Annotated in this window: 22 protein-coding genes; 5 read left to right on the forward strand and 17 right to left on the reverse strand. The window is 65.7% G+C overall.

All coding sequences use genetic code 11. From position 1 onward, the window contains the following. The first annotated feature begins 26 nt into the window (after window positions 1-26). Both AC0QTX_RS15405 and AC0QTX_RS15410 read left to right on the forward strand, forming a co-directional pair. Entirely contained in the window at window positions 27-1,160 is a 1,134-nt protein-coding gene (locus AC0QTX_RS15405; protein ID WP_474604697.1) for a penicillin-binding protein activator, read from the forward strand. Beyond that, window positions 1,124-1,309, forward strand: coding sequence for a hypothetical protein (locus AC0QTX_RS15410; protein WP_474604698.1), 186 nt, complete (start codon window positions 1,124-1,126; stop codon window positions 1,307-1,309). The genes AC0QTX_RS15405 and AC0QTX_RS15410 overlap by 37 nt, the downstream gene beginning before the upstream one ends. 144 nt (window positions 1,310-1,453) lie before the next feature. Here the strand turns inward: AC0QTX_RS15410 and AC0QTX_RS15415 are convergent, their stop codons facing one another. The 4 genes from AC0QTX_RS15415 to AC0QTX_RS15430 all read right to left on the reverse strand — a co-directional run bounded on the left by AC0QTX_RS15415 (window position 1,454) and on the right by AC0QTX_RS15430 (window position 4,823). After that, window positions 1,454-1,963, reverse strand: a complete 510-nt coding sequence (locus tag AC0QTX_RS15415; protein WP_474604699.1) for an OsmC family protein — start codon at window positions 1,961-1,963, stop codon at window positions 1,454-1,456. Window positions 1,964-1,982: 19 nt separating this feature from the next. Then, window positions 1,983-2,771 carry an ABC transporter ATP-binding protein gene (locus tag AC0QTX_RS15420; protein WP_474604700.1) on the reverse strand — a complete coding sequence of 263 codons (789 nt, stop codon included), beginning with the start codon at window positions 2,769-2,771 and terminating at the stop codon, window positions 1,983-1,985. Window positions 2,772-2,976: 205 nt separating this feature from the next. Next, complete coding sequence (locus AC0QTX_RS15425; RefSeq protein ID WP_474604701.1) at window positions 2,977-3,831, reverse strand: ABC transporter permease; 855 nt, start codon at window positions 3,829-3,831, stop codon at window positions 2,977-2,979. 23 nt (window positions 3,832-3,854) lie between these two features. Further along, window positions 3,855-4,823, reverse strand: a complete 969-nt coding sequence (locus tag AC0QTX_RS15430; protein WP_474604702.1) for an aliphatic sulfonate ABC transporter substrate-binding protein — start codon at window positions 4,821-4,823, stop codon at window positions 3,855-3,857. A 252-nt stretch (window positions 4,824-5,075) separates the two neighbouring features. On the opposite strand from AC0QTX_RS15430, the gene AC0QTX_RS15435 reads away from it, so the two are divergent. Both AC0QTX_RS15435 and grpE read left to right on the forward strand, forming a co-directional pair. Further along, the gene (locus AC0QTX_RS15435; protein WP_474604703.1) at window positions 5,076-7,826 is read left to right on the forward strand and encodes a [protein-PII] uridylyltransferase; all 2,751 of its coding nucleotides are present in this window, start codon (window positions 5,076-5,078) and stop codon (window positions 7,824-7,826) included. Window positions 7,827-7,892: 66 nt separating this feature from the next. Beyond that, window positions 7,893-8,510 (forward strand): nucleotide exchange factor GrpE, encoded by a 618-nt coding sequence (grpE, locus tag AC0QTX_RS15440; RefSeq protein WP_474604704.1) that lies wholly within the window; start codon window positions 7,893-7,895, stop codon window positions 8,508-8,510. 71 nt (window positions 8,511-8,581) lie between these two features. Here grpE and AC0QTX_RS15445 read toward each other — a convergent pair whose 3' ends face one another. From AC0QTX_RS15445 to AC0QTX_RS15500, 12 genes are all read right to left on the reverse strand, one after another. Beyond that, window positions 8,582-9,520 carry a hypothetical protein gene (locus AC0QTX_RS15445; protein WP_474604705.1) on the reverse strand — a complete coding sequence of 313 codons (939 nt, stop codon included), beginning with the start codon at window positions 9,518-9,520 and terminating at the stop codon, window positions 8,582-8,584. Between the two features lie 44 nt (window positions 9,521-9,564). After that, a complete protein-coding gene (locus AC0QTX_RS15450) occupies window positions 9,565-10,185 on the reverse strand; it encodes an alpha-ketoglutarate-dependent dioxygenase AlkB family protein (RefSeq protein ID WP_474604744.1) in 621 nt (206 codons plus the stop codon). A gap of 143 nt (window positions 10,186-10,328) precedes the next feature. After that, window positions 10,329-10,949 (reverse strand): 2,3-bisphosphoglycerate-dependent phosphoglycerate mutase, encoded by a 621-nt coding sequence (locus AC0QTX_RS15455; RefSeq protein ID WP_474604706.1) that lies wholly within the window; start codon window positions 10,947-10,949, stop codon window positions 10,329-10,331. A 198-nt stretch (window positions 10,950-11,147) separates the two neighbouring features. Then, entirely contained in the window at window positions 11,148-11,954 is an 807-nt protein-coding gene (gene dapB, locus AC0QTX_RS15460) for a 4-hydroxy-tetrahydrodipicolinate reductase (protein WP_474604745.1), read from the reverse strand. Between the two features lie 193 nt (window positions 11,955-12,147). After that, a complete protein-coding gene (locus AC0QTX_RS15465; protein ID WP_474604707.1) occupies window positions 12,148-12,450 on the reverse strand; it encodes a DUF1330 domain-containing protein in 303 nt (100 codons plus the stop codon). 3 nt (window positions 12,451-12,453) lie between these two features. Then, window positions 12,454-12,741: a DUF1330 domain-containing protein gene (locus AC0QTX_RS15470; protein ID WP_183446843.1), complete on the reverse strand. Its 288-nt coding sequence runs from the start codon at window positions 12,739-12,741 to the stop codon at window positions 12,454-12,456. Window positions 12,742-12,913: 172 nt separating this feature from the next. Then, the gene (gene blaOXA / locus AC0QTX_RS15475; RefSeq protein WP_474604708.1) at window positions 12,914-13,708 is read right to left on the reverse strand and encodes a class D beta-lactamase; all 795 of its coding nucleotides are present in this window, start codon (window positions 13,706-13,708) and stop codon (window positions 12,914-12,916) included. Window positions 13,709-13,718: 10 nt separating this feature from the next. Beyond that, the gene (gene pyrF, locus AC0QTX_RS15480) at window positions 13,719-14,441 is read right to left on the reverse strand and encodes an orotidine-5'-phosphate decarboxylase (protein WP_474604709.1); all 723 of its coding nucleotides are present in this window, start codon (window positions 14,439-14,441) and stop codon (window positions 13,719-13,721) included. A gap of 8 nt (window positions 14,442-14,449) precedes the next feature. Further along, window positions 14,450-15,073: a class I SAM-dependent methyltransferase gene (locus tag AC0QTX_RS15485; protein WP_474604710.1), complete on the reverse strand. Its 624-nt coding sequence runs from the start codon at window positions 15,071-15,073 to the stop codon at window positions 14,450-14,452. A gap of 180 nt (window positions 15,074-15,253) precedes the next feature. Continuing rightward, the gene (gene dnaJ, locus AC0QTX_RS15490; protein ID WP_474604711.1) at window positions 15,254-16,396 is read right to left on the reverse strand and encodes a molecular chaperone DnaJ; all 1,143 of its coding nucleotides are present in this window, start codon (window positions 16,394-16,396) and stop codon (window positions 15,254-15,256) included. Between the two features lie 206 nt (window positions 16,397-16,602). Further along, the gene (dnaK, locus tag AC0QTX_RS15495; protein WP_474604712.1) at window positions 16,603-18,525 is read right to left on the reverse strand and encodes a molecular chaperone DnaK; all 1,923 of its coding nucleotides are present in this window, start codon (window positions 18,523-18,525) and stop codon (window positions 16,603-16,605) included. Window positions 18,526-18,794: 269 nt separating this feature from the next. Further along, a complete protein-coding gene (locus AC0QTX_RS15500; protein WP_474604713.1) occupies window positions 18,795-19,037 on the reverse strand; it encodes a DUF6894 family protein in 243 nt (80 codons plus the stop codon). A gap of 211 nt (window positions 19,038-19,248) precedes the next feature. On the opposite strand from AC0QTX_RS15500, the gene AC0QTX_RS15505 reads away from it, so the two are divergent. Further along, the gene (locus tag AC0QTX_RS15505) at window positions 19,249-19,992 is read left to right on the forward strand and encodes a Crp/Fnr family transcriptional regulator (protein ID WP_474604714.1); all 744 of its coding nucleotides are present in this window, start codon (window positions 19,249-19,251) and stop codon (window positions 19,990-19,992) included. A 22-nt stretch (window positions 19,993-20,014) separates the two neighbouring features. Here AC0QTX_RS15505 and AC0QTX_RS15510 read toward each other — a convergent pair whose 3' ends face one another. Then, the gene (locus tag AC0QTX_RS15510; RefSeq protein ID WP_474604715.1) at window positions 20,015-20,611 is read right to left on the reverse strand and encodes a nucleotidyltransferase family protein; all 597 of its coding nucleotides are present in this window, start codon (window positions 20,609-20,611) and stop codon (window positions 20,015-20,017) included.

Genomic DNA, 20,611 nt, shown 5'->3' on the forward strand with positions numbered 1-20,611 from the left:
GAAAGCTGTTTCCAAGGGGGGTGGAGATGGCATGCGTGTTGTATGATCGGGTCCGGAGCTTTCCGGGCCGAGCGGCCTGGGCTCTGGTCCTGGCTGGATCTCTGGCCTTGTCGGGTTGCGTCGGCTCCGAGAGCCTTCTGCCGCCGCGCAGCGTGAGCCGGCCTCAGGCCGCTCCCGCCGAACCCGCCTATGCCGCCGGGGTCACGCCGCCCCCCATGCAGGCACCTGCGCCTGCCCCGCTCGGGAACTCCGCCACCATCGGCAAAGGACTCGTCAAGGTCGCCCTGATCCTGCCCATGAGCGCTGCCGGGCAGGGGGGTGTCGTGGCCCAGAGCATGCGCAACGCCGCCGAGATGGCGGTGAGTGAATTCCAGGGCTCGGATGTCACGCTCCTCGTGAAGGACGATCAGGGCACGCCCGAGGGGGCACGGGCCGCCGCGCAGCAGGCGCTCGCGGAAGGGGCCGAGCTCATGATCGGGCCGGTCTTCTCCGGCTCCGTTCAGGCGGCGGGCCAAGCGGCCCGCGAGTGGGGGAAGTCCGTCATCGGGTTCTCGTCCGATGCAAGCGTCGCCACCCGCGGCGTCTATCTCCTGAGCTTCCTCGTCCAGGAGGAGGTCGACCACATCGTCGCCTTTGCCGCGGCCCAAGGCCGCCGCTCGATCGCGGCGCTGATTCCGGAAACGCAGTACGGCCGCGTGGCCGAGGCGCGGCTGCAGCAGGCGGCCGCCCGGCAGGGCCTGCGCATTGCCGCGCTCGAATATTATCCGCCGGGGCAGCCGCAGGTGGGCGTGCAGCGCCTCGCCCGCGTGATCGGCGGAGCCGCCCCGCAGGCGGATGCCCTGTTCATTCCCGACAACGGCGATGGCCTGCCGGGTGTCGCCCAGGCATTGCAGATGGCAGGCTTCGATCCCACGCGGGTCAAGCCGCTCGGCACGGGCGTGTGGAACGAGCCGCGCATCTTCGGATTGCCGGCCCTGCAGGGCGGCTGGTTCGCGGCTCCCGACAACCGCGGCTTCGAGGCCTTCGCCGAGCGCTACCGCGCGCGCTTCAACACCGATCCGATCCGATCCGGCTTGCGACCCTGTCCTACGACGCCGTCACCCTGGCGGCGGCGCTCGCGCGCATGCAGGGCGCTCAAGCGTTCAGCGACGCGATGCTGACCAATCCGGCGGGCTTTGCCGGAGCGGACGGCGTATTCCGCTTCAACCCCGACGGCACCAACGCCCGTGCTCTGACCGTCCAGGAGATCCGCAATGGCACTGCGGTTGCGATCAGCGGTGCGCCGCAGAGCCTGGTGGCGGGGAACTGACACCCTCGCAGCAACCTCGCTTCATGACCATCATCCACGTCATCACCGGCCTTGTGCCGGTGATCCCGATCATGGAGAGCACCTCCCTCATCAAATCGAGACGGCCATGACGTGAAAGTCTTCTACTGGTTGTGGCAGGCAGCCTTACTTGCGCGTCAGCGTCGCGCTTAAGTCCGGCTTGTTGTTGAGGCTCTGGAACACCACGCAGTAGCGCTCGGTGAGCTTGAGCAGCTGGTCGATCTTCTCCTGCGGCGCATCCGTGTCGACTTCGAAGGACAGGCGGATGTTCCTGAAGCCCACCGGGGCAGTCTTGTCGACGCCGAGCGTGCCGCGGAAGTCCAGATCGCCTTCCGCCTTCACGGCGCCGTGGCGCAGGTCGATTTCGAGCGCGGTGGCGACCGCCTTCAGGGTCACGCCCGCGCAGGCCACGAGCGCCTCGAGCAGCATGTCGCCGGAGCACAGCTCCGCGCCGGAGCCGCCGGTGGCCGGGTGGAGGCCTGCGACGGCCAGCGCGCGGCCGGTTTCGACCTTGCAGGCGATGTGTTGGTCGTCCAGCGTGCCTTGCGCCTTGAGGGTGATGACGGCGGCGTTCGGATCGCTGCGGTACTGATCCTTCAGCGGCGCCTGAAGGGCGCGAAGGGCGGTGGCGTCCATGATGTTGTCCTTAGGTATGTTACCACCACAGCGCTGCGGCCTGACGGTCGCGTTCGCGCTGGGGCTGCTGTTGCGGAGCTTTGAGGGAATGGTCGAGGGCCGTCAAGACGCGGCGCACGGAGGTCTCGAAGGGAAGGCCCGTCCTGTCGCGCGGACGCGAGAGCGTCAGGGGCAGTTCGTCGAAGATGCGGCCGGGCTTGGGCTGCATGACGACGGCGCGGTCGGCCAGCGTCACCGCCTCCTGCACGTCATGCGTGACGAGCACGACGGTGGGGCGCGTCTCTTCCCAGAGGCCGAGTAGGTGCTCGTGCAGGCTTGCGCGGGTGAAAGCGTCGAGGGCCGAGAAGGGCTCGTCGAGAAGAAGCACCTTCGGGTTGGTGACGAACGCACGGGCGATGGAGACTCGCTGCTGCTGCCCGCCTGAGAGATCGCGCGGCCAGCGATTGGCATGTTCGGCAAGGCCGATCTTTTCGAGCGCATGATATACGCGCGCTTGTCGTTCAGCGGCGCTTAAGCCGTCGAGGCCGAAAGCGATGTTGTCGAAAACCGACAGCCAGGGCAGCAGGCGCGGCTCCTGGAACACGATGCCCACCGCCGGATGCGGACCTGACAGCACCTCGCCGTCGAGGCGGATCCGGCCGGCGCTTTCCCGGTCGAGGCCGGCGATGAGGCGCAGCAGCGTGGTCTTGCCGCAGCCCGAGCCGCCGATCAGCGCGACGATCTCGCCCTCGTGCACGGTGAGGTTGATGTCGGAGAGCGCCCGCGTGCCGTCGGCGTAGGTTTTTGAGAGGTGCTCGAAGCTCAGCATTTAACGCTCAATTCTCTCGTCATGGCTTGCGTGTAGAGCACTGTCATTCCGGGGCCGCGCAGCGGAGCCCGGAATCCATAAACACGACGATGTGAAAATGAGCTGTGTCCAAGCCTTACCCTTGATCCTGTACTATCAGCGGTTATGGATTCCAGGCTTGGCCTACGGCCGCCCCGGAATGACAGTGAAGAGTAATCGCGCATCATCACAGCCTCTCCCGTACGGTGTCCTGCCAGCGCACGAGCGGCTTGGTGGCCGACACAAGCAGGCTGTCGGCCGTCTTGCCGAGCAGCGCAAAGGCGATGATGGCGGCGAGAATCTGGTCGGGCTTGCCCATCTGCTGACCGTCGACGAGCAGGTAGCCGAGGCCCTCCGACGCGCCCATGAACTCGGCTGCGACCACGAACATGAAGCCGAGGCCCAGGCCAGACCTCAGCGCGATCACGGCTTCGGGCAGCACCGCCGGCAGCAGGATGCGGCGGGCGAGCTGGACGCGCGAGAGGCGGAACACGTGGCCCACTTCCACGAGCTTGCGGTCGACGGAGAGGATCGCGCCCGCGATGCCGAGATAGACCGGAAAGAACACGCCCACCGCGATCAGCGCCACTTTCGACGCCTCGAAGATGCCGAGCCACAGAATGAACAGGGGCACCCAGGCGATGGAGGGAATCGCCCGCAGGGCCTGCAACGTCGGATCGAGCAATTGCCGGAGGGTTCGGCTCGATCCGGAGAGCGCGCCGAGCACGATGCCGGACAATGCGCCGATGGCGAAGCCGACGAGAACACGCCAGAGCGTCATCCACGTATGCGTCCACAGCTCGCCGGTCTGCGCCAAGCCCCAGAGCGTTGCGGCGATGCGGCTCGGCGGCGGTATCAGGCGGCCTTCGGCGAGACTGAGGGTGACGGCGGCCTCCCAGAGCAGCGCAACGCCGACAGGCAAGAAAAAGCCGAGAAGGATGCGCCAGTCGAAGGCGCGTCGCTTCTCGGTGGAGGTTGGGGCCGCGAGAGCGGCGGCACCCTCATGGGAGGACCAGGCGTTGCTTGCAGCGTTGCCTGTCACGGCGCTCTCCCGTGATGAAATCATCAGCGCGACGCGGTGGCGAAGCGGCGGTCGATGAGCGAGTCGACGGCGGCGCGTACGTTGGTCTCAGGCGTAATGACGCCGGCCTGCTGCAGGGCGAGGCCTGCGGCCAGGATGGTGTCCACCTGGGGCTGACCGATGGAGGAGTGCGTGAGCTCCGTGCGTTCGAGCTGGCGCTCGATCACCGGCTCTGCGAGCTTGGTGTAGGTGATCAGGGACTTCTTCAGCTCGTCCTTGTTGGCGAGCGCATACTTGCGCGCCTCCTCATAGGCCTTGAGCACGCGCTCCACGAGGGCAGGGTTCTCCTTGGCAAAGGCTTCGGAGACGTTGAGCACGCCCCAGGTGTTCGCGCCGGCGTTGCGGTAGAACAGTTGGGCGCCGCTTTCCACTTCGGCGGCGGCCATCAGAGGATCGAGACCGGCCCAGGCATCCACGTCGCCGCGCTCGAGCGCCGTGCGGCCATCGGGATGCTGGAGCAGGACGAGCTTCACGTCCTTCTCGGTGAGCTTGGCCTCCTGCAGAGCGCGCACCAGGAAGATGTGGGGATCGGTGCCGCGGGTCACGGCCACGCGCTTGCCCTTCAGGTCCTCGACCTTACTGATGCCCGTATCCTTGCGGGTGACGAGCGCCGTCCATTCGGGTCGGGAATAGACGTAGATCGACTTGATCGGGTTGCCGTTGATCTTGCCGATCAGGGCGGCGGCGCCGGCCGTGGAGCCGAAGTCGATCGAGCCGGCATTCAGGAACTCGAGGGCCTTGTTGGAGCCGAGCGACTGCACCCAGCGCACCTTGATGCCGTCCTTCTCCAGTTCCTTCTCGAGGAAGCCCTTGTCCTTGAGAACAAGGCTGACCGGGTTGTAGGTGGCGTAGTCGATGCGGATCTCTTTGGGCTGTGCAATGGCGCCATTGGCGAGGATCGTCAGGCCCGTGGCAACGGAGGCGGCGAGGAGGAGGCGGCGGGTCAGGCTCATCGTGTTGGTCCCATGTTGGGCGCATGGGAGCTTCGTTCGAGGCGCCCGGCGCTTTAGCTGCACTTGTTTCGCGCCCGCAAGCTGCATGCTCAAATCGGCGCGTGTCCTTTATTTAGAACGTTGAGTTCTTTATGTCAAACGATATCTCTTATAAAGAACATCTTATCCGCTTTTCCGGATAAGGCCAGTCCACCCTTGGGTGAAGTCCTTTTCTGGTGGTAAGCCGAACGGCAGCTCATATACGGTTGTTCCATGCCAGCCCTCGATCCCCAGAGCCTCCTGCAAAGTCTCGGCAGCCATACGATCCCGGATGCCGCGGAGCTGCGCGCCAGGCTCGTTCCCCTGTTGAAGACGCTGCTCGACGAGGGCAGGGCAGAGGCCGAGGCAAGGCTCCTGGAGAATCAGGACGGGCTCGTGTGCGCCCGCTATCTCTGCGAGCGGATGGACGAGGTGGTGCGCATCGTCCATGGGGCGATTGTCCAGCATCTCTACCCCAGCGCCAATCCGTCTGCCGGAGAGCGCCTCGCCGTTGCGGCGACCGGCGGCTACGGGCGCGGCACCCTGGCGCCGGGCTCCGACGTCGATCTCCTGTTCCTGCTCCCCTACAAGCAGACCGCGTGGAGCGAGAGCGTGGTCGAGGCGATGCTCTACGTGCTGTGGGACCTCAAGCTGAAGGTGGGGCACGCGACCCGCTCGGTGGAGGATTGCCTGCGCGAGGCCGGCGCCGACATGACGATCCGCACCTCCCTGCTCGAAACGCGCTTCCTGTTCGGCGACAGGGAGCTCTTCGATAATCTGACCAAGCGCTTCGACAAGGAAATCATCGCGACCTCGGCCCCGGCCTTCGTGGATGCCAAGCTGAAGGAGCGGGACGCCCGCGTGGCCAAGGCAGGCGCCTCCCGCTACCTCGTCGAGCCCAACGTGAAGGACGGCAAGGGGGGCTTGCGCGACCTCAACACGCTCTTCTGGATCGCGAAATACGTCTATCGGGTGAAAGAGCCCGAGGAGTTGGTGACGGCAGGCCTCTTCACGCGGGACGAGTTCAACCTGTTCGCCCGCTGCGAGGAGTTCCTGTGGCGGGTGCGCTGCCACATGCACTTCACCACCGGCCGCGCCGAAGAGCGTCTGACCTTCGACCTGCAGCGCACGCTCGCCGAGCGCATCGGCTTTGCCCCCCGGGGCGGATTGTCGGCGGTCGAGCGGTTCATGAAAGCCTACTTCCTGGTCGCCAAGGATGTGGGTGATCTCACGGCCATCGTCTGCGCCGAGCTCGAGGCCCGCCAGACCAAGCCCCGTCCCATGCTCGATCGGGTTTTCGGCCGCTTCCGCCGCCGCCGTGGCGGCGCGATCGTGGGGGACGATTTCACTCTCGACAACAATCGCCTCAACGTCGCCTGCGAGGAGGCTTTCGAGCGCGATCCCGTCAACCTGATCCGCCTGTTCTGGCTCGCCGACCGGCACAACCTGGCGATCCATCCCGATGCGAAGCGTCTGGCGACACGCTCGCTCAAGCTCGTCGGCTCAAGCCTGCGCAACGATCCTGAAGCCAACAAGGTGTTTCTCGAGATCATCACGTCGAAGAATGCCCCGGAGGTGGTGCTGCGTCAGATGAACGAGGCCGGCGTGCTCGGCCGCTTCGTTCCGGATTTCGGCCGCATCGTCGCGATGATGCAGTTCAACATGTACCACCACTACACCGTGGACGAGCACCTCGTCCGCTCGGTCGGGGTGCTCACGGAGATCGAGGCGGGCCACCTCGGCAGCGAGCATCCGCTGGCGAACCGGATCTTCCCCACCATCCGCAACCGGCGGGCGCTCTATGTGGCCGTCTTCCTGCACGACATCGCCAAGGGCAGGCCTGAGGATCACTCGACGGCCGGTGCCGAGATCGCCCGCAAGCTCGGGCCGCGCTTCGGCCTCTCCGACGCGGAGACCGACACGGTGGCCTGGCTCGTCGAGCACCACCTGCTCATGTCGAACACGGCGCAGAGCCGCGATCTGTCCGATCCCGCCACCATCAAGAGCTTCGCCGAGGTGGTGCAGACCATGGAGCGCCTGAAGCTCCTGCTCGTGCTCACCATCGCCGACATCAAGGCCGTGGGACCCGGCACCTGGACCGGCTGGAAGGGCCAGCTCCTGCGCAACCTCTATCACGAGACGGAGGTAATCCTCGGCGGCGGCGCCGTGGACATCGCCCGTTCCGAGCGGGTGCGTTTGGCGCAGGAGCAGCTGCGCGCCGAACTGCACGATTGGTCCGACGAGGAGTTCGAGGCCTATGCGGCCCGCCATACGCCGGGCTACTGGATGAAGACCGACGAGACCCGGCGGGCGAAGCAGGCCCGTCTCCTGAGGGAATCGGAGAAGGGCGGGCGGACCGTCACCACGGCTTACGAGACGGATCAGTTCCGGGACGTCACCGAACTGACCATCCTGTCGCCGGACCACCCGCGCCTGCTTGCGATCATTACGGGGGCCTGTGCGGCAGCGGGCGGCAACATCGTCGATGCGCAGATCTTCACCACCACGGACGGCATGGCGCTGGACACCATCGTGCTGTCCCGCGCCTTCGACCGGGACGAGGACGAGCTGCGCCGGGCGGAGCGGGTCGCCAAGGCCATCGAGCGGGCCCTGAAAGGCGAGGTGAAGATCGCCGATCTCGTAGACGGCAAGCGCCCGTCCAAGGAGCGCTCGAGGGCCTTCCATGTGCCCCCGGAGGTGACCATCGACAATTCCCTGTCGAACCGCCAGACGGTGATCGAAGTCTCCGGCCTCGACCGGCCGGGCCTGCTCTACGACCTCACCACGGCCCTTGGGAAGCTCAACCTCAACATCGCCTCGGCCCATATCGTGACCTTCGGCGAGAAGGCCGTGGACGTGTTCTACGTGACGGACCTGACCGGTACGAAGGTCACCCATGCGGGCCGTCAGGCCACCATCCGCCGGGCCCTGCTGGACGTGTTCAAGGCGGAGGAAACCGAAGGCGTCCAGCGGCGCAGCGCTTGATTTGTGACCCCGGGGGCATGATATGTGGCCCGAACCCTTCTTGTTCCCATCTCAAGCTGATCGATCATGAATCCGAACGACACGGAAAACCAGAACGCGGCCCCGCAGGCCGAGCCCGCCAACGATGCTGCCCCCGAGGCGGCTTCCGCGCCCGAGGCCGACCCGATTGCCGTTCTCGAGGCCGAGAAGGCGGATCTGAAGGATAAAATGCTGCGCCTGATGGCCGATATGGAGAACCTGCGCCGCCGCACCGAGCGCGAGATCGCCGATGCCCGCACCTATGCGGTGGCGAACTTCGCCCGCGACATGCTCAACGTGGCCGACAACGTGCGCCGCGCCATCGAGAGCGTGCCGGAGGAGGCGGGCAGGACCGCCGAGGGCGCCTTCAAGGGCCTGATCGAGGGCATCGACCTCACCGAGCGCGACCTTTTGAAGAACCTGGAGCGCCACGGGGTGAAGAGGCTCGACCCCCAGGGGCAGAAGTTCGACCCGAACCTGCACCAGGCCATGTTCGAGATCCCCAACGCGGAGGTGCCGAACGGCACGGTCCTGCAGGTGGTCCAGTCCGGCTACGTCATCGGCGACCGCGTCCTGCGTCCGGCGCTGGTCGGCGTCTCCAAAGGCGGCCCGAAGGCTGCCGCCAACGGGGGCGAGACGGCGGACAATTCGTCCGCGGCATCGTAAAGGATTGGGACCGGATCAGAGAATCCGGTCCCGCTTCCCTGCCGGGAGAATGCCGCGGGCAACAGGCCCCGTCAGGGATTCATTTCCACGCCGTCGATGACCGCCCGGAAGCGCGGCAGGCTCTCGCCCCGCTGCTCCACCCGGGTGAGGCCGACCATGCGCACATAGCGGCCGGGCTCGAAGCGGATGGTCTGCATCACGACGATCGGCTGGCCCGATTCCGCCTCCACCGCCCTGGCGACGATCTCGTGCCAGTCCTGCCCTTTGAAGCGGAAGGACTCCGAGCGCTCGATTTTCACCTCTTTCAGGATCTGGTTGGCGTTGAGCGCCGCGCGGGCGAACTGATTGCGCTGCTCGCCCGCCGGCGGCGCAGCACCGAGGGAGGAGGCCATGATCAGGATCGGCTGCTCCACCGCCTTGATCGTGTCCTTCGGGCCGTCCGTGAACAGGACGGAGTTGCCGGAGATCGCCCGCACGGGACGGAAGCCCGCCATGTCGCCGAGGCGGAAGGGCATGGCGGAAACCTGCTCCTCGATGGGAATCGGCCCGCGCAGGGCAACAGTCTTCAGGGCCTCGCGGATCTGGGCCTCGCTGTAGCCGTCCGCGCCGCCGCGAACCTGCGCGATGATGAGGCCCGCCACGTCCTCGCCCTTGACGGCCATGACCCATTTGCGCCCTTCCACGGGGCCTTCCATGGTGCCGCCGATCAGCACGCCGGCCCTGCCGCCGAGCTTCAGGGTCTCGCGGGAGGTCTCGTTCAGGCCCTGGCGCTTGAGGGCTTCCTTGGTGAAGCCTTTGACCAGCTGTTCATAGGCCTGCGCCGGCATCTCCACGAGATTGATGGCAGCGGCCTTCTCCTCGTTCTCGAAGCCGCTGAAGCGCCGCGACACGGTCATGTCCTGCGGCGGCACGATGCCGATCCGCGAGGCTGGCGGAAAGACGGGCTCGGCCGCGACGGCGGCCTGAACCGCGAGGGCGAAGCCCAGGGCAGCGGCTGCAAAGGCTTTCATGAATGCCCCTCCAAAGATCATTGCAGATGATATCCTTGCCAAGGCTAGAGCGGCTTTTCCACCTTGCGCAAGGTGAGATTGAGGCGCCCGCCCTGCGGCAGCAGGTCCGAGCTGCCTGGCGTCAGCCGGTCGATGCCATGATAGATCAGCCGGGCCGGCCCGCCGAACACGATTGCGTCACCGGAGCGGAGCTTGACCGATTTCGTCGGATCCTTGCGCTCCAGCCCGCCATAGCGGAAGAGTGCGGTGTCGCCCAGGGACAGGGACACGACGGGGGCGTCGAACGCCTCCTCGTCCTTGTCCTGGTGCATCCCCATGCGGGCGCTCTGTTCGTAGAAGTTGATCAGGCATGCATCGGGCGGATGCGCGTAGCCGCTCAATTCCTCCCAGGCGCGCAGCACCTGCTCCGGCATGGCAGGCCACGGCTCCCCCGTCTCGGGATGCGTCGGCTGATAACGATAACCCTGCACATCCGACACCCAGCCGAGCCGCCCGCAATTGGTCATGCGCACGGAGAACGGCTTGCCCGTGCGCGGCATGCGCGGGGTGAAGAGCGGCGCGGCCTTCGTGATCTCGCGCAGGGACTGGAGCAGCCGCTCCTGCGCCGGACGGTCGAGATAGTCGGGGTAGTAGACGAGGCCGGGGCTTAGGGTAATAGAGTGCATAGGTTTATTTTGCATGTGCACGCCCGCACGTCATCACCGGCCTTGTGCCGGTGATCCCGGTGATGTGGAGCGTTGCGCATCTCAGAAGCGAGATGGCCGGGGCAAGCCCGGCCATGACATGAGGGTTATATTGAGCGCCTGCCTTACCCCTCCAGCACCTTCTTGTCGGCCACCGTCGTGTCTTCGTTGAGCCGGTAGACGAGCGGAATGCCGGTCGCGAGCTCGAGGCCCGGGATCGTCTCGGAGGTCAGGCCGTCGAGCACCATCACGAGGGCGCGCAGGGAGTTGCCGTGGGCGGCCACCAGCACGCGCTCGCCGCGCATCACGCGGGGGAGGATCTCGCGGATATAGTAGGGCAGCACGCGGGCCACCGTGTCCTTCAGGCTCTCGCCGCCGGGGGGCGGCACGTCGTAGGAGCGGCGCCAGAGATGGACCTGCTCCTCGCCCCAGCGGGCGCGGGCGTCGTCCTTGTTGAGGCCCGCCAGATCGCCGTAATCGCGCTCGTTCAAGGCGAGGTTCGCGATGGTCCTGAGATCCGGCTGGCCGATCTCTTCCAGGATCAGCTTGCAGGTGTGCTGCGCCCGCCCGAGATCGGACGTGAAGGCGATGTCGAACTGGACGCCCATGTCCTTGAGCCGCTGACCGGCGGTGCGCGCCTCCTGGACGCCGAGATCGGTCAGACCCGGATCCTTCCAGCCGGTGAACAGGTTCTTGAGGTTCCATTCGCTCTGGCCGTGACGGGCGAGCACAAGAAGGCGATCCATGCTGAGAGTTCTCCGCTGTGATCCCCTCCCCCTTGCGGGGAGGGGTTGGGGTGGGGGTGGTGCGACCGGGTGAGAGAGTTTCTAAGGCAGGTTCCGTATTGATCCATACACTTGGTGATGCAGCGCGGAGCTTCGACTTTTCGACCCCACCCGGCCGCTCCGCGGCTGTCCCTCCCCGCAAGGGGAGGGGAAAAGGAGCTAAAGCCGGTCGAGGCCAAGGACATGGGCCATGGTGTAATAGCCCGGCTTCTTGTCGAAGCCCCAGAGGGCGGCCCTCACGGCGCCGCGGGCGAAGAGGCCCCGGTCCTCGGCCCGGTGCCCCAGCTCGATGCGCTCGCCGGCGCCCGCGAAGATCACCGAATGCTCGCCCACCACGGTGCCGCCGCGCAGGGTCGCAAAGCCGATATCACCGGGATGGCGCGCGCCGGTATGCCCGTCGCGGCTGCGCACGGAACGCTCTTTCAGCGAAATCTTGCGGCCTTCCGCAGCAGCCTCGCCGAGAAGGAGCGCGGTGCCCGAGGGCGCGTCCACCTTCATGCGGTGGTGCATTTCAAGAACTTCAATGTCGAAATCCTCGCCCAGGGTTGCCGCCGCCTTGCGCACGAGGCCTGCGAGCAGGTTGACGCCGAGCGACATGTTGCCGGACTGAATGATGCGCGCGTGCCGCGCCGCCGCCTCCAGCCTGGTGAAGTCGGCTTCTGCCAAGCCGGTGGTGCCGATCACATGAACGATGCGCGCCTGAGCGGCCAGCGCCGCGTAAGCCGTGGTGGCGGCGGGCGCCGTGAAGTCGAGCACGCCGTCGGCCTGGGTGAAGACGGGCAGGGGATCGTCCGTCACGTTCACCCCGAGCGGGCCCGTTCCGGCGAGAAGCCCCGCATCCTGCCCGAGGCCTTGCGAGCCCTCCCGCCCGATGGCGCCGACCAGCGTGCAGCCCGCGGTTTCGGCCACGGCCTTGATGAGCATGCGCCCCATGCGTCCGGCCGCACCCACCACGACAAGTCGCATCTCGCTCATGGCCGTTCTCCTGTGATGTCGGGCTCGGATATAGCGGCTCGGGGGGCGGCTGAGAAGCGTGGTGCTTCCTCACCCTCTCCCCTTTAGCGGGAGAGGGTGACCTGCAACGCAGGTCGGGAGAGGGGCTGTGCTCGTGCAATGACGTCCCCTCTCCCGCTAAAGGGGAGAGGGGCTGTCGCGCACTTCATTCCGGCTGCGGCCCCTCATACCCTTCGATGATGATGATGTCGGCGACCGCGTGGCCGTCGCGCTCGGCCTTGGCGGCCTGGTACTCGGGCGAGTCCCAGCATTCCAGAGCCGCCTCGTAGGTTGGGAACTCGATCACCACGTTGCGGTCCCGCGCCTCGCCCTCGGCGGTCCGATACGCGCCGCCGCGCACCAAGAAGCGGGCGCCGTATTTGGCGAACGGCACCGCGTTGGCCTTGACGTAGTTCTGGTAGGCGTCCGGGTTCGAAACGTCGACGCGGCCGATCCAATAGCCCTTCATGGTTCAGGCTCCTTCCACGAGCACGAATTCGGCCACGCAGGCGCCCTCGCGCTTGGCCTTGGCGGCCTGATATTCCGGCGAATGATAATAGGTCCTGGCCTGCTCCACCGAGTCGAATTCGATCACCACGTTGCGGGCGCGCGCCTCGCCCTCGAGCGCCTCATAGGCGCCGCCGCGCACCAGCGGACGCCCGCCATACTGGCGGATCGCCTCCGTGGCGCCCTTGGCGTATTCCGCATAGGCCTCCGGGTTCGTGACGGTGACGCGGGCAATGACATAGCCTTTGGGCATTGGATGCTCCTCTGAGAACTTGGTGTCGCAGCGAACGCGAGAGGCGGCTGATCGTCAACCCTCATCCTCCTCGTCATCACCGGGACTGATCGCCGGATCAAGTTTGGGGACGGCCATGACACATGGGGAATGTCTCATCCGTTCCCTTCTCATGATTTGACCTCTGAGAAGATCAATCGGCGATCAGAGCGGGCAGTTCGGCCAGGAGACTGTCGCGGGCGCGGAAGCTCGCCACGGAGTTCTCCTTCCGCTCGTCGCGGATCAGCCGAACGAACAGGAATGTGCGGTCGTGTCGCTGCACCCATCCGATGAACCAGCCGAACTGGCGGTTCCGATCGATCTGTCCGCCGGCCGATGGCTGAAAGCCGGATCCTGTCTTGCCGTAGACGTTCCAGGCGCTGGCCACGGGGAAGGACGGCATGATCTCGAGCGTCTTCTCATAAGCCCGTGGCGAGACCTGTAATTCACGCTTGAGGAGCCTGCGCAGGAACTCGATCTGCTCGACGGGCGAGATCTGCAGCGAGGAGCTCAGCCACGCATGGGTCAGGCCGTTGGCCTTGCCCCTGTCGCCGCTGAGGTCGCGATTGCCATAGCGGAATCCATCGACGTAGCGCCTGAAGCGCTCCATGCCCATCTCGCGGGTCAGCACCTGTGAGTACCAGACCACGGAGTCCCGCAGCCACGGGCGCGGCGTGATGGTCTTCCGCCAGGCCTCGTTCCAGGCTCTGTATTCTGGCTTGTAGGGCCAGGCGGGCTCATTCTCCTCCTTGAGGATGCCGGCATCATAGCCCATCAGGCTCAACGGGACTTTGAAGGTGGAAGCCGGGCTGTTGCGGCGTTCGCAATCGCCCTCGCGCTTCAGCACGCGGCCGGTCTCGAGCTCCGTGACAAGGGTGCAGGTATCGGCCCAAGCGGGATTGGCGAGCGCGAGCAGGCAGGAGCACGCAAGGAGCAGGCGGGCCAGCATTCCGTACGGCTCACGCGCCGGCGATGTCGCGCACGATGGCTTCCGCCGCGGCGCGCGGATCGGCGGCCTTCACGATGGGGCGGGCGACCACGAGGTGGTTAGCGCCGAGCCGAATGCCCTCCGCCGGCGTGACGATGCGCTTCTGGTCGCCGGCCTCCGACCCTGCCGGGCGGATGCCGGGCGTGACGATGAGGCGATCGGGGCCTATGAGGGAGCGCACGCGCTGGGCTTCCGGAGCCGCGCAGACGATGCCGTCGACGTTAAGGTCGTGGGCCTGCCCGGCGCGCCGGGCGACGAGGTCGGCCGCCGAACCCGAAGCGTAGCCCGCTTCGACGAGATCCTCGTCGTCGTAGGAGGTCAGTACCGTCACGGCGAGGATCTTCAAGGACGATCCCGCTGCCCCGGCCACCGCCGCGCGCATGGTCTGCGGATAGGCATGGACCGTCAGGAACGTGGCTCCGAGGCGCGCCACCGAGCGCACGCCTTCCTCCACCGTGTTGCCGATGTCGTGCAGCTTGAGATCGAGGAAGACCTTCTTGCCCTGGCCGATCAGTTCGCGGGCGAATTCGAAGCCGCCCGCATAGGCGAGCTGGTAGCCTATCTTGTAGAAGGTGCCGGCATCGCCGATGCGCCCGACGAGGGCGCGGGCCTCATCCACGGAAGGCACGTCGAGACCGATGATGAGCTTGTCGCGAATGTCTCCTGCGGGAACGGGGCTCGTCGGGAGAGACATCGCGGCGCTCATGGATTCATGACCTTGTTGTAGACCCACACGCGGGCCGGGGGGAGGTTGCGCCAGATCCGGTTGGAGGCACGGGCGCTGTAGCTTTGTGAGCGCGCCGGGATCGGCGGCACCACCGCATAGGTGAACTGGATGAAGGGCGCGCCCGGATGCATGAGTTCCTGGGCAATCTCCAGGAGATCCAGGCGCTGATCCATGGGCTTCGTGAAGAGCGGCAGGCTCGACACGGTGGCGGCCGCAGGCTCCGCCAGGATGCCGGCGAGCGTCTCCTTGAGGTCGTAGGCGTCGCCCTGGATGATCGTCGCCTTGGGGAAGCGGCGCTTCAGCAGCCGGCAGAAGTCGGGATTGTATTCGATGAGGACCAGCCGGTCCTGGGCCACGCCGCGGCGGATCAGGGCGTCGGTGACCGGGCCTGTGCCGGGGCCGAGCTCGATGACCGGGCCGGGAATACGCGGGTCCACGTAGGACGCCATGGTCCTGGCCAGGATCTTGCCGGACGGGGTGACCGCTCCCATGACGAGGGGTCGCTCGAGCCATGACCGCAGGAAGCGCGCCTCATCCTGGAAGCGATCTTTCTTGAGGGGTAGTTTGCGGGCCGTGGGCCGTTGAAACGACTGAAGCACTAAGCTGTCCCCTCGATCATGCGGATCACACCGGCTGTTTAGAACCTAGGCACCGGACCCAAAAGTGGAAGGCACGTTTGGGATTGATCCGATGCTTATCTTCTTAGGCAGCGCATCGTCTAGAGCGGAAAAACCGGATCCACTTTTTCCGCGCGATGGCTTTAGAAAACGACCCTCAAGTTAACTTGATCCGCCGAGGCCATCGAGAAACTCGCGAAAACGCGAGAAAAATCCCGAGCTTTCCGGGTGGTTTTCCTTGGAGCACTCCTGGTCGAACTCCATCAGGAGCTCGCGCTGGCGCTTGGTGAGCTTCTGCGGGGTTTCCACAACAACCTGGATGTAGAGGTCGCCCACGTCGCGGGTGCGCAGCACCGGCATGCCCTTGGCCTTCAGGCGGAACTGCTTGCCGGTCTGGGTGCCCTCGGGCACCTTCACGAGCGCGTCGGTGCCGCCTAGCGTGGGCACATTGAACTCGCCGCCGATCGCCGCCGTCACCATGGAGATCGGCACGCGGCAGAACAGGTCCGCCCCGTCCCGCTGGAAGAACGGGTGCGGCTTGATCGACAGGAAGATGTAGAGATCGCCCGCCGGCCCGCCGCGCAGGCCCGCCTCGCCTTCGCCTGCGAGGCGAATGCGCGTGCCGTCCTCGACGCCTGCCGGAATGTTGACCGAGAGCGTGCGCTCCCGGGTGACCCGGCCGGCGCCGCCGCAGGAGGTGCAGGGGTCGTCGATGACCTCGCCGCGCCCATGGCAGTTGGGGCAGGTGCGCTCGATGGAGAAGAACCCCTGCGTCGCCCGCACCCGGCCAGCGCCGCCGCAGGTGGGACAGGCCTTCGGCTTCGACCCCGGCTTGGCGCCGGAGCCGGTGCAGGCCTCGCAGGTGACGGAGGTCGGGATCTTCAGTTCCGCATTCTTGCCGTGGAAGGCCTCGTCGAGGGAGATCTCGAGATTGTAGCGCATGTCGGCGCCACGCTCGCGCCCGCCCGCACCCCGTCCGCGGCCGCCGCGTCCGCCGGCATCGCCGAAGAAATTCTCGAAGATGTCTGACATGAAGTCGGAGAAGTCGCCGTTGAAGCCCGGTCCGCCCGCTCCGCCGTTGGCGAAGGCCGCATGGCCGTAGCGGTCGTAGGCCGCGCGCTTCTGGCCGTCGGAGAGGGTCTGGTAGGCTTCGTTGATTTCCTTGAACTTGACCTCGGCCTCGTGATTGCCCGGGTTGCGGTCCGGGTGATACTGCATCGCGAGCTTGCGGAAGGCGGATTTCATCTCCGCCTCAGACGCGGTCTTGGCGACGCCGAGAACCTCGTAGTAATCGCGCTTGGACATGTCAGGCGCCCCTCGGAGCGGCCTGCCGCTCCGTCTTGTTCATCGTCCGCCGTGCATGCGCTGCACAGGGAAAAGCTCCTGAAGCTTTTGCCGGAGCATCGCGAAAAGCGGTCGGTTGATCGGTCATGGGTGTTTCAAGCTCATTTCACGAAAACGGCACCCGGTCATGAAACCGGGTGCCGAATTCTCTAAAGAGCGCTCATCATTCAGGCGCGCTTTTTCTTGTCGCCTTCGTCGACTTCCTGGAAGTCGGCGTCGATGACGTCGTCCTTGCTCGCGTTGTCGCCGCCTTCAGGCTGCTCGCCGCCTTCGCCAGGAGCGCCCTGCGCCGCGGCATACATGGCTTCGCCGAGCTTCATGGAGGCCTGCATCAGGTCCGTGGTGCGGGCCTTGACGACCTCGGAGTCTTCGCCCGCAAGCGCCTGACGCAGCGCATCGATGGCGGTGGTGATGCCCTGCTTGTCGGCTTCCGACACCTTGTCGCCGTACTCGGTGAGCGACTTCTCGGTGGCGTGGATCAGGCTCTCGCCCTGGTTCCTGGCCTCGACGAGCTCGCGGCGCTTCTTGTCTTCCTCGGCGTGAGCCTCGGCGTCCTTCACCATCTTCTCGATGTCGGCATCCGACAGGCCGCCGGACGCCTGGATGCGGATCTGGTGCTCCTTGGCCGTGGCCTTGTCCTTCGCCGTGACGTTCACGATGCCGTTCGCGTCGATGTCGAAGGTCACCTCGATCTGCGGCACGCCGCGGGGCGCGGGCGGAATGCCCACGAGGTCAAACTGGCCGAGCAGCTTGTTGTCCGCCGCCATTTCGCGCTCGCCCTGGAAGACCCGGATCGTCACCGCGTTCTGGTTGTCTTCCGCGGTGGAGAACACCTGGCTCTTCTTCGTCGGGATCGTGGTGTTGCGGTCAATCAGACGGGTGAACACGCCGCCCAGGGTCTCGATGCCGAGCGAAAGCGGGGTCACGTCGAGGAGCAGCACGTCCTTCACGTCGCCCTGGAGCACGCCGGCCTGGATGGCCGCGCCGATGGCCACGACCTCATCCGGGTTGACGCCCTTGTGGGGCTCCTTGCCGAAGAAGTTCTTCACCACTTCCTGGATCTTCGGCATGCGGGTCATGCCGCCGACGAGAACCACCTCGTCGATGTCGCCCGGCGAGATGCCGGCGTCCTTGAGGGCCTTGCGGCAGGGCTCGATGGTCTTCTGCACCAGGTCGTCCACGAGCTGCTCGAACTTGGCGCGCGAGAGCTTGAGGGCCAGGTGCTTCGGACCGGAGGCATCCGCCGTGATGTAGGGCAGGTTGATCTCGGTCTGGGAGGCCGAGGACAGCTCGATCTTGGCCTTCTCGGCCGCTTCCTTCAGGCGCTGAAGGGCGAGCTTGTCCTTGGTCAGGTCGATGCCCTGCTCCTTCTTGAACTCCGCCGCCAGGTACTCGACGAGGCGCATGTCGAAGTCCTCGCCGCCGAGGAAGGTGTCGCCGTTGGTCGACTTCACCTCGAACACGCCGTCGCCGATCTCGAGCACGGACACGTCGAAGGTGCCGCCGCCCAGATCATAGACCGCGATCATGCCGGTCTGCTTCTTGTCCAGGCCATAGGCCAGGGCCGCAGCCGTGGGCTCGTTGATGATGCGCAGGACCTCGAGGCCGGCGATCCGGCCTGCGTCCTTGGTGGCCTGGCGCTGGGCGTCGTTGAAATAGGCCGGAACCGTGATGACGGCCTGCGTGACGGGCTGTCCGAGATAGGACTCGGCCGTCTCCTTCATCTTCTGAAGGGTGAAGGCGGAGATCTGCGAGGGCGACATCTGCTTGCCGTCGGCCTCGACCCAGGCGTCGTTATTGCCGCCCTTCACGATGTGATAGGGAACGAGGCCCATGTCCTTCTTGGTCATGGGATCGTCGAAGGTGCGGCCGATCAGGCGCTTGATGGCGAAGAAGGTGCGCGACGGGTTCGTGACCGCCTGGCGCTTGGCCGGCTGGCCGACGAGGCGCTCGCCTTCGTCCGTGAAGGCCACGATGGACGGGGTCGTCCGGGCGCCTTCAGCGTTTTCGATGACTTTGGGCGTCGTGCCTTCCATGACAGCGACGCAGGAGTTGGTGGTGCCGAGGTCGATACCAATGACCTTACCCATGGCGGGATCCCTCACTTTCAAGCAGACCGCCGGGCCCTCAAAGCAGCCCGGCCCATGGCTTACATGTTGCTGACAAATTGCCGGGGCCGCCTCAAACCGAGCCGTGCCCCATGCTGGCGCTGATATAAGAAGAGGCTTTCAGGGCTGCAAGACGATCATGGGCGCTAGTTTGCGCCAATTCGTCGGAGCCGGACCCTGTTGCATTCCTGCAATATGGGCCGGAGCGCCAGGTCGGCACCTCGCGCATCCGTGGTTCAGGCAACGTGATTTTACGGGGCGGTCTCGACGATCAGGGTGAGTGCTGCCCGCAGGATGACCTGCCCGGCCTCGTCCCTGACGCTGACGATGAAGGTTTTCTGGTCGCCATCTGGGAGGGCATCCCGCGCCAGATCGGGCAGGGCGTTCTGGGCCTCGGTTTTCACCTGCTCCAGGTTTGGCAGCTCCATCCCCTCGGGATCGTTGATCAGGTGGCTTCCATCGTAGGTGTCGAAGAAGTAGCGAGGCACCGGCATTTCCCCTGTGAGGCGTTTGCTAAACCCGGGGAGGGGCAGTTTGTTCGCTGTTCCATCAGGAGCTTCCTGAAAAAGCGTGGCTTTCCAAGAAGCTGGATGGCTGCCGATTGTTTTCTGGCCGTGGCTTCTGCTCCCTTGTACCATGGACGCCCGTAGCACGGCTGCTGTGGATGAATGCGGCTCCTCCTGCCTGCCTCTGGGAAAGACCACCATGATGATCAATGCACAAGCGCCGATCGGCCGGATGATCCACAAGCTTGAGAGCATCTTTCCCCTCTCCGTCGAGGAGCGGCAGGCCCTCGCCGGTCGCCCGGTGCAGGTCGCGATCTTCAAGCCCGATCGGGACATCGTGCGCATCGGCGACCGCCCGTCCCAGTGCTGCCTGATCCTGGAGGGCTTCACCTGCGTGTATAAGATCACCGCCGAGGGCAAGCGCCAGATCGTGGCCTTCCATGTCCCCGGCGACATCCCCGACCTGCAGAGCCTGCACCTGAAGGTCATGGACAACAGCGTTGCGACGGTGAGCCCGTGCACGCTCGGCTTCATCCCGCACGAGGCCCTGTACGACCTCTGCAACCGCTTCCCCCGGATCACCGCCGCCCTGTGGCGCGAGACCCTGGTCGATGGCTCAATCTTCCGGGAGTGGATGACCGGCATCGGGCGGCGCGAGGCCTACAACCGAATGGCCCATCTCCTGTGCGAGCTGCTGGTGCGCCTGAAAGCCGTGGGCCTGGTGGAGGACGGGACCTTCAATCTGCCCATCACCCAAACCGAACTCGCGGACGCCATCGGGGCCAGCACGGTGCACGTCAACCGGGTCCTGCAGGAGCTTCGGGCCGACGGGCTCATCCGCAGCAGGGGAGCCCAGGTGCAGATCCTGGAATGGGAGAAGCTGAAGGAGGCGGGCGATTTCGATCCGCTCTACCTCCACCTCCGGCAGGACGGGAATGCGTGAGCTTGGAGCATCGCCTCCGGCCCTACCAGGGCTCGACTACGAGTTCCGGCCAAGCCTCAACCAAGCGTTTCGTCTTCTCCTCATAGGCGGCCTTGTTCGGCAGTGACCGGTTCGGCCGGATTCGGAGCGAGAAGAGATCCGCCAGCCCGAAGGGTGCAAGGATGTTGAGGAAGCCATCCCGCTCCAGCCGCACTCCCAGGGACTGAACAGTCAAAGGATATTGCCGGAACACCTCGTCCGGATGCGATACAGCAGGGCAGGGGAAGCCGAAACGCTGCTCGAACCATAGCGGCACACGGGCATGATTGCGGACTTCGAGAACACCCTGAAAGTCGGGCAGGGCGGCTGCGATCTGCCGGCTAGCTGCATCCTCGGCTTCCCAGGAGAGGTCGGAAGCGTTGAAATAGACGAGATCGTAGTCCTTGATCCCGGTCCGCCTGGGGCGACCGGTCAGAGCATTCCAGACCCTCTGATAGACACATCCTCCGCCTAGGCGCCAATGAGGCAGTCCGATCCGACTGGCCGTTGTGAGAACCTCCATGAGGTCCGGGTCAGTCCAGATGATCTCTTCGAGATGGCGAAGCCGATCCGCTTCATCGGCTGCGGCCTGCTGCGCCAT

The organism is Microvirga sp. jy35, assembly GCF_056148915.1.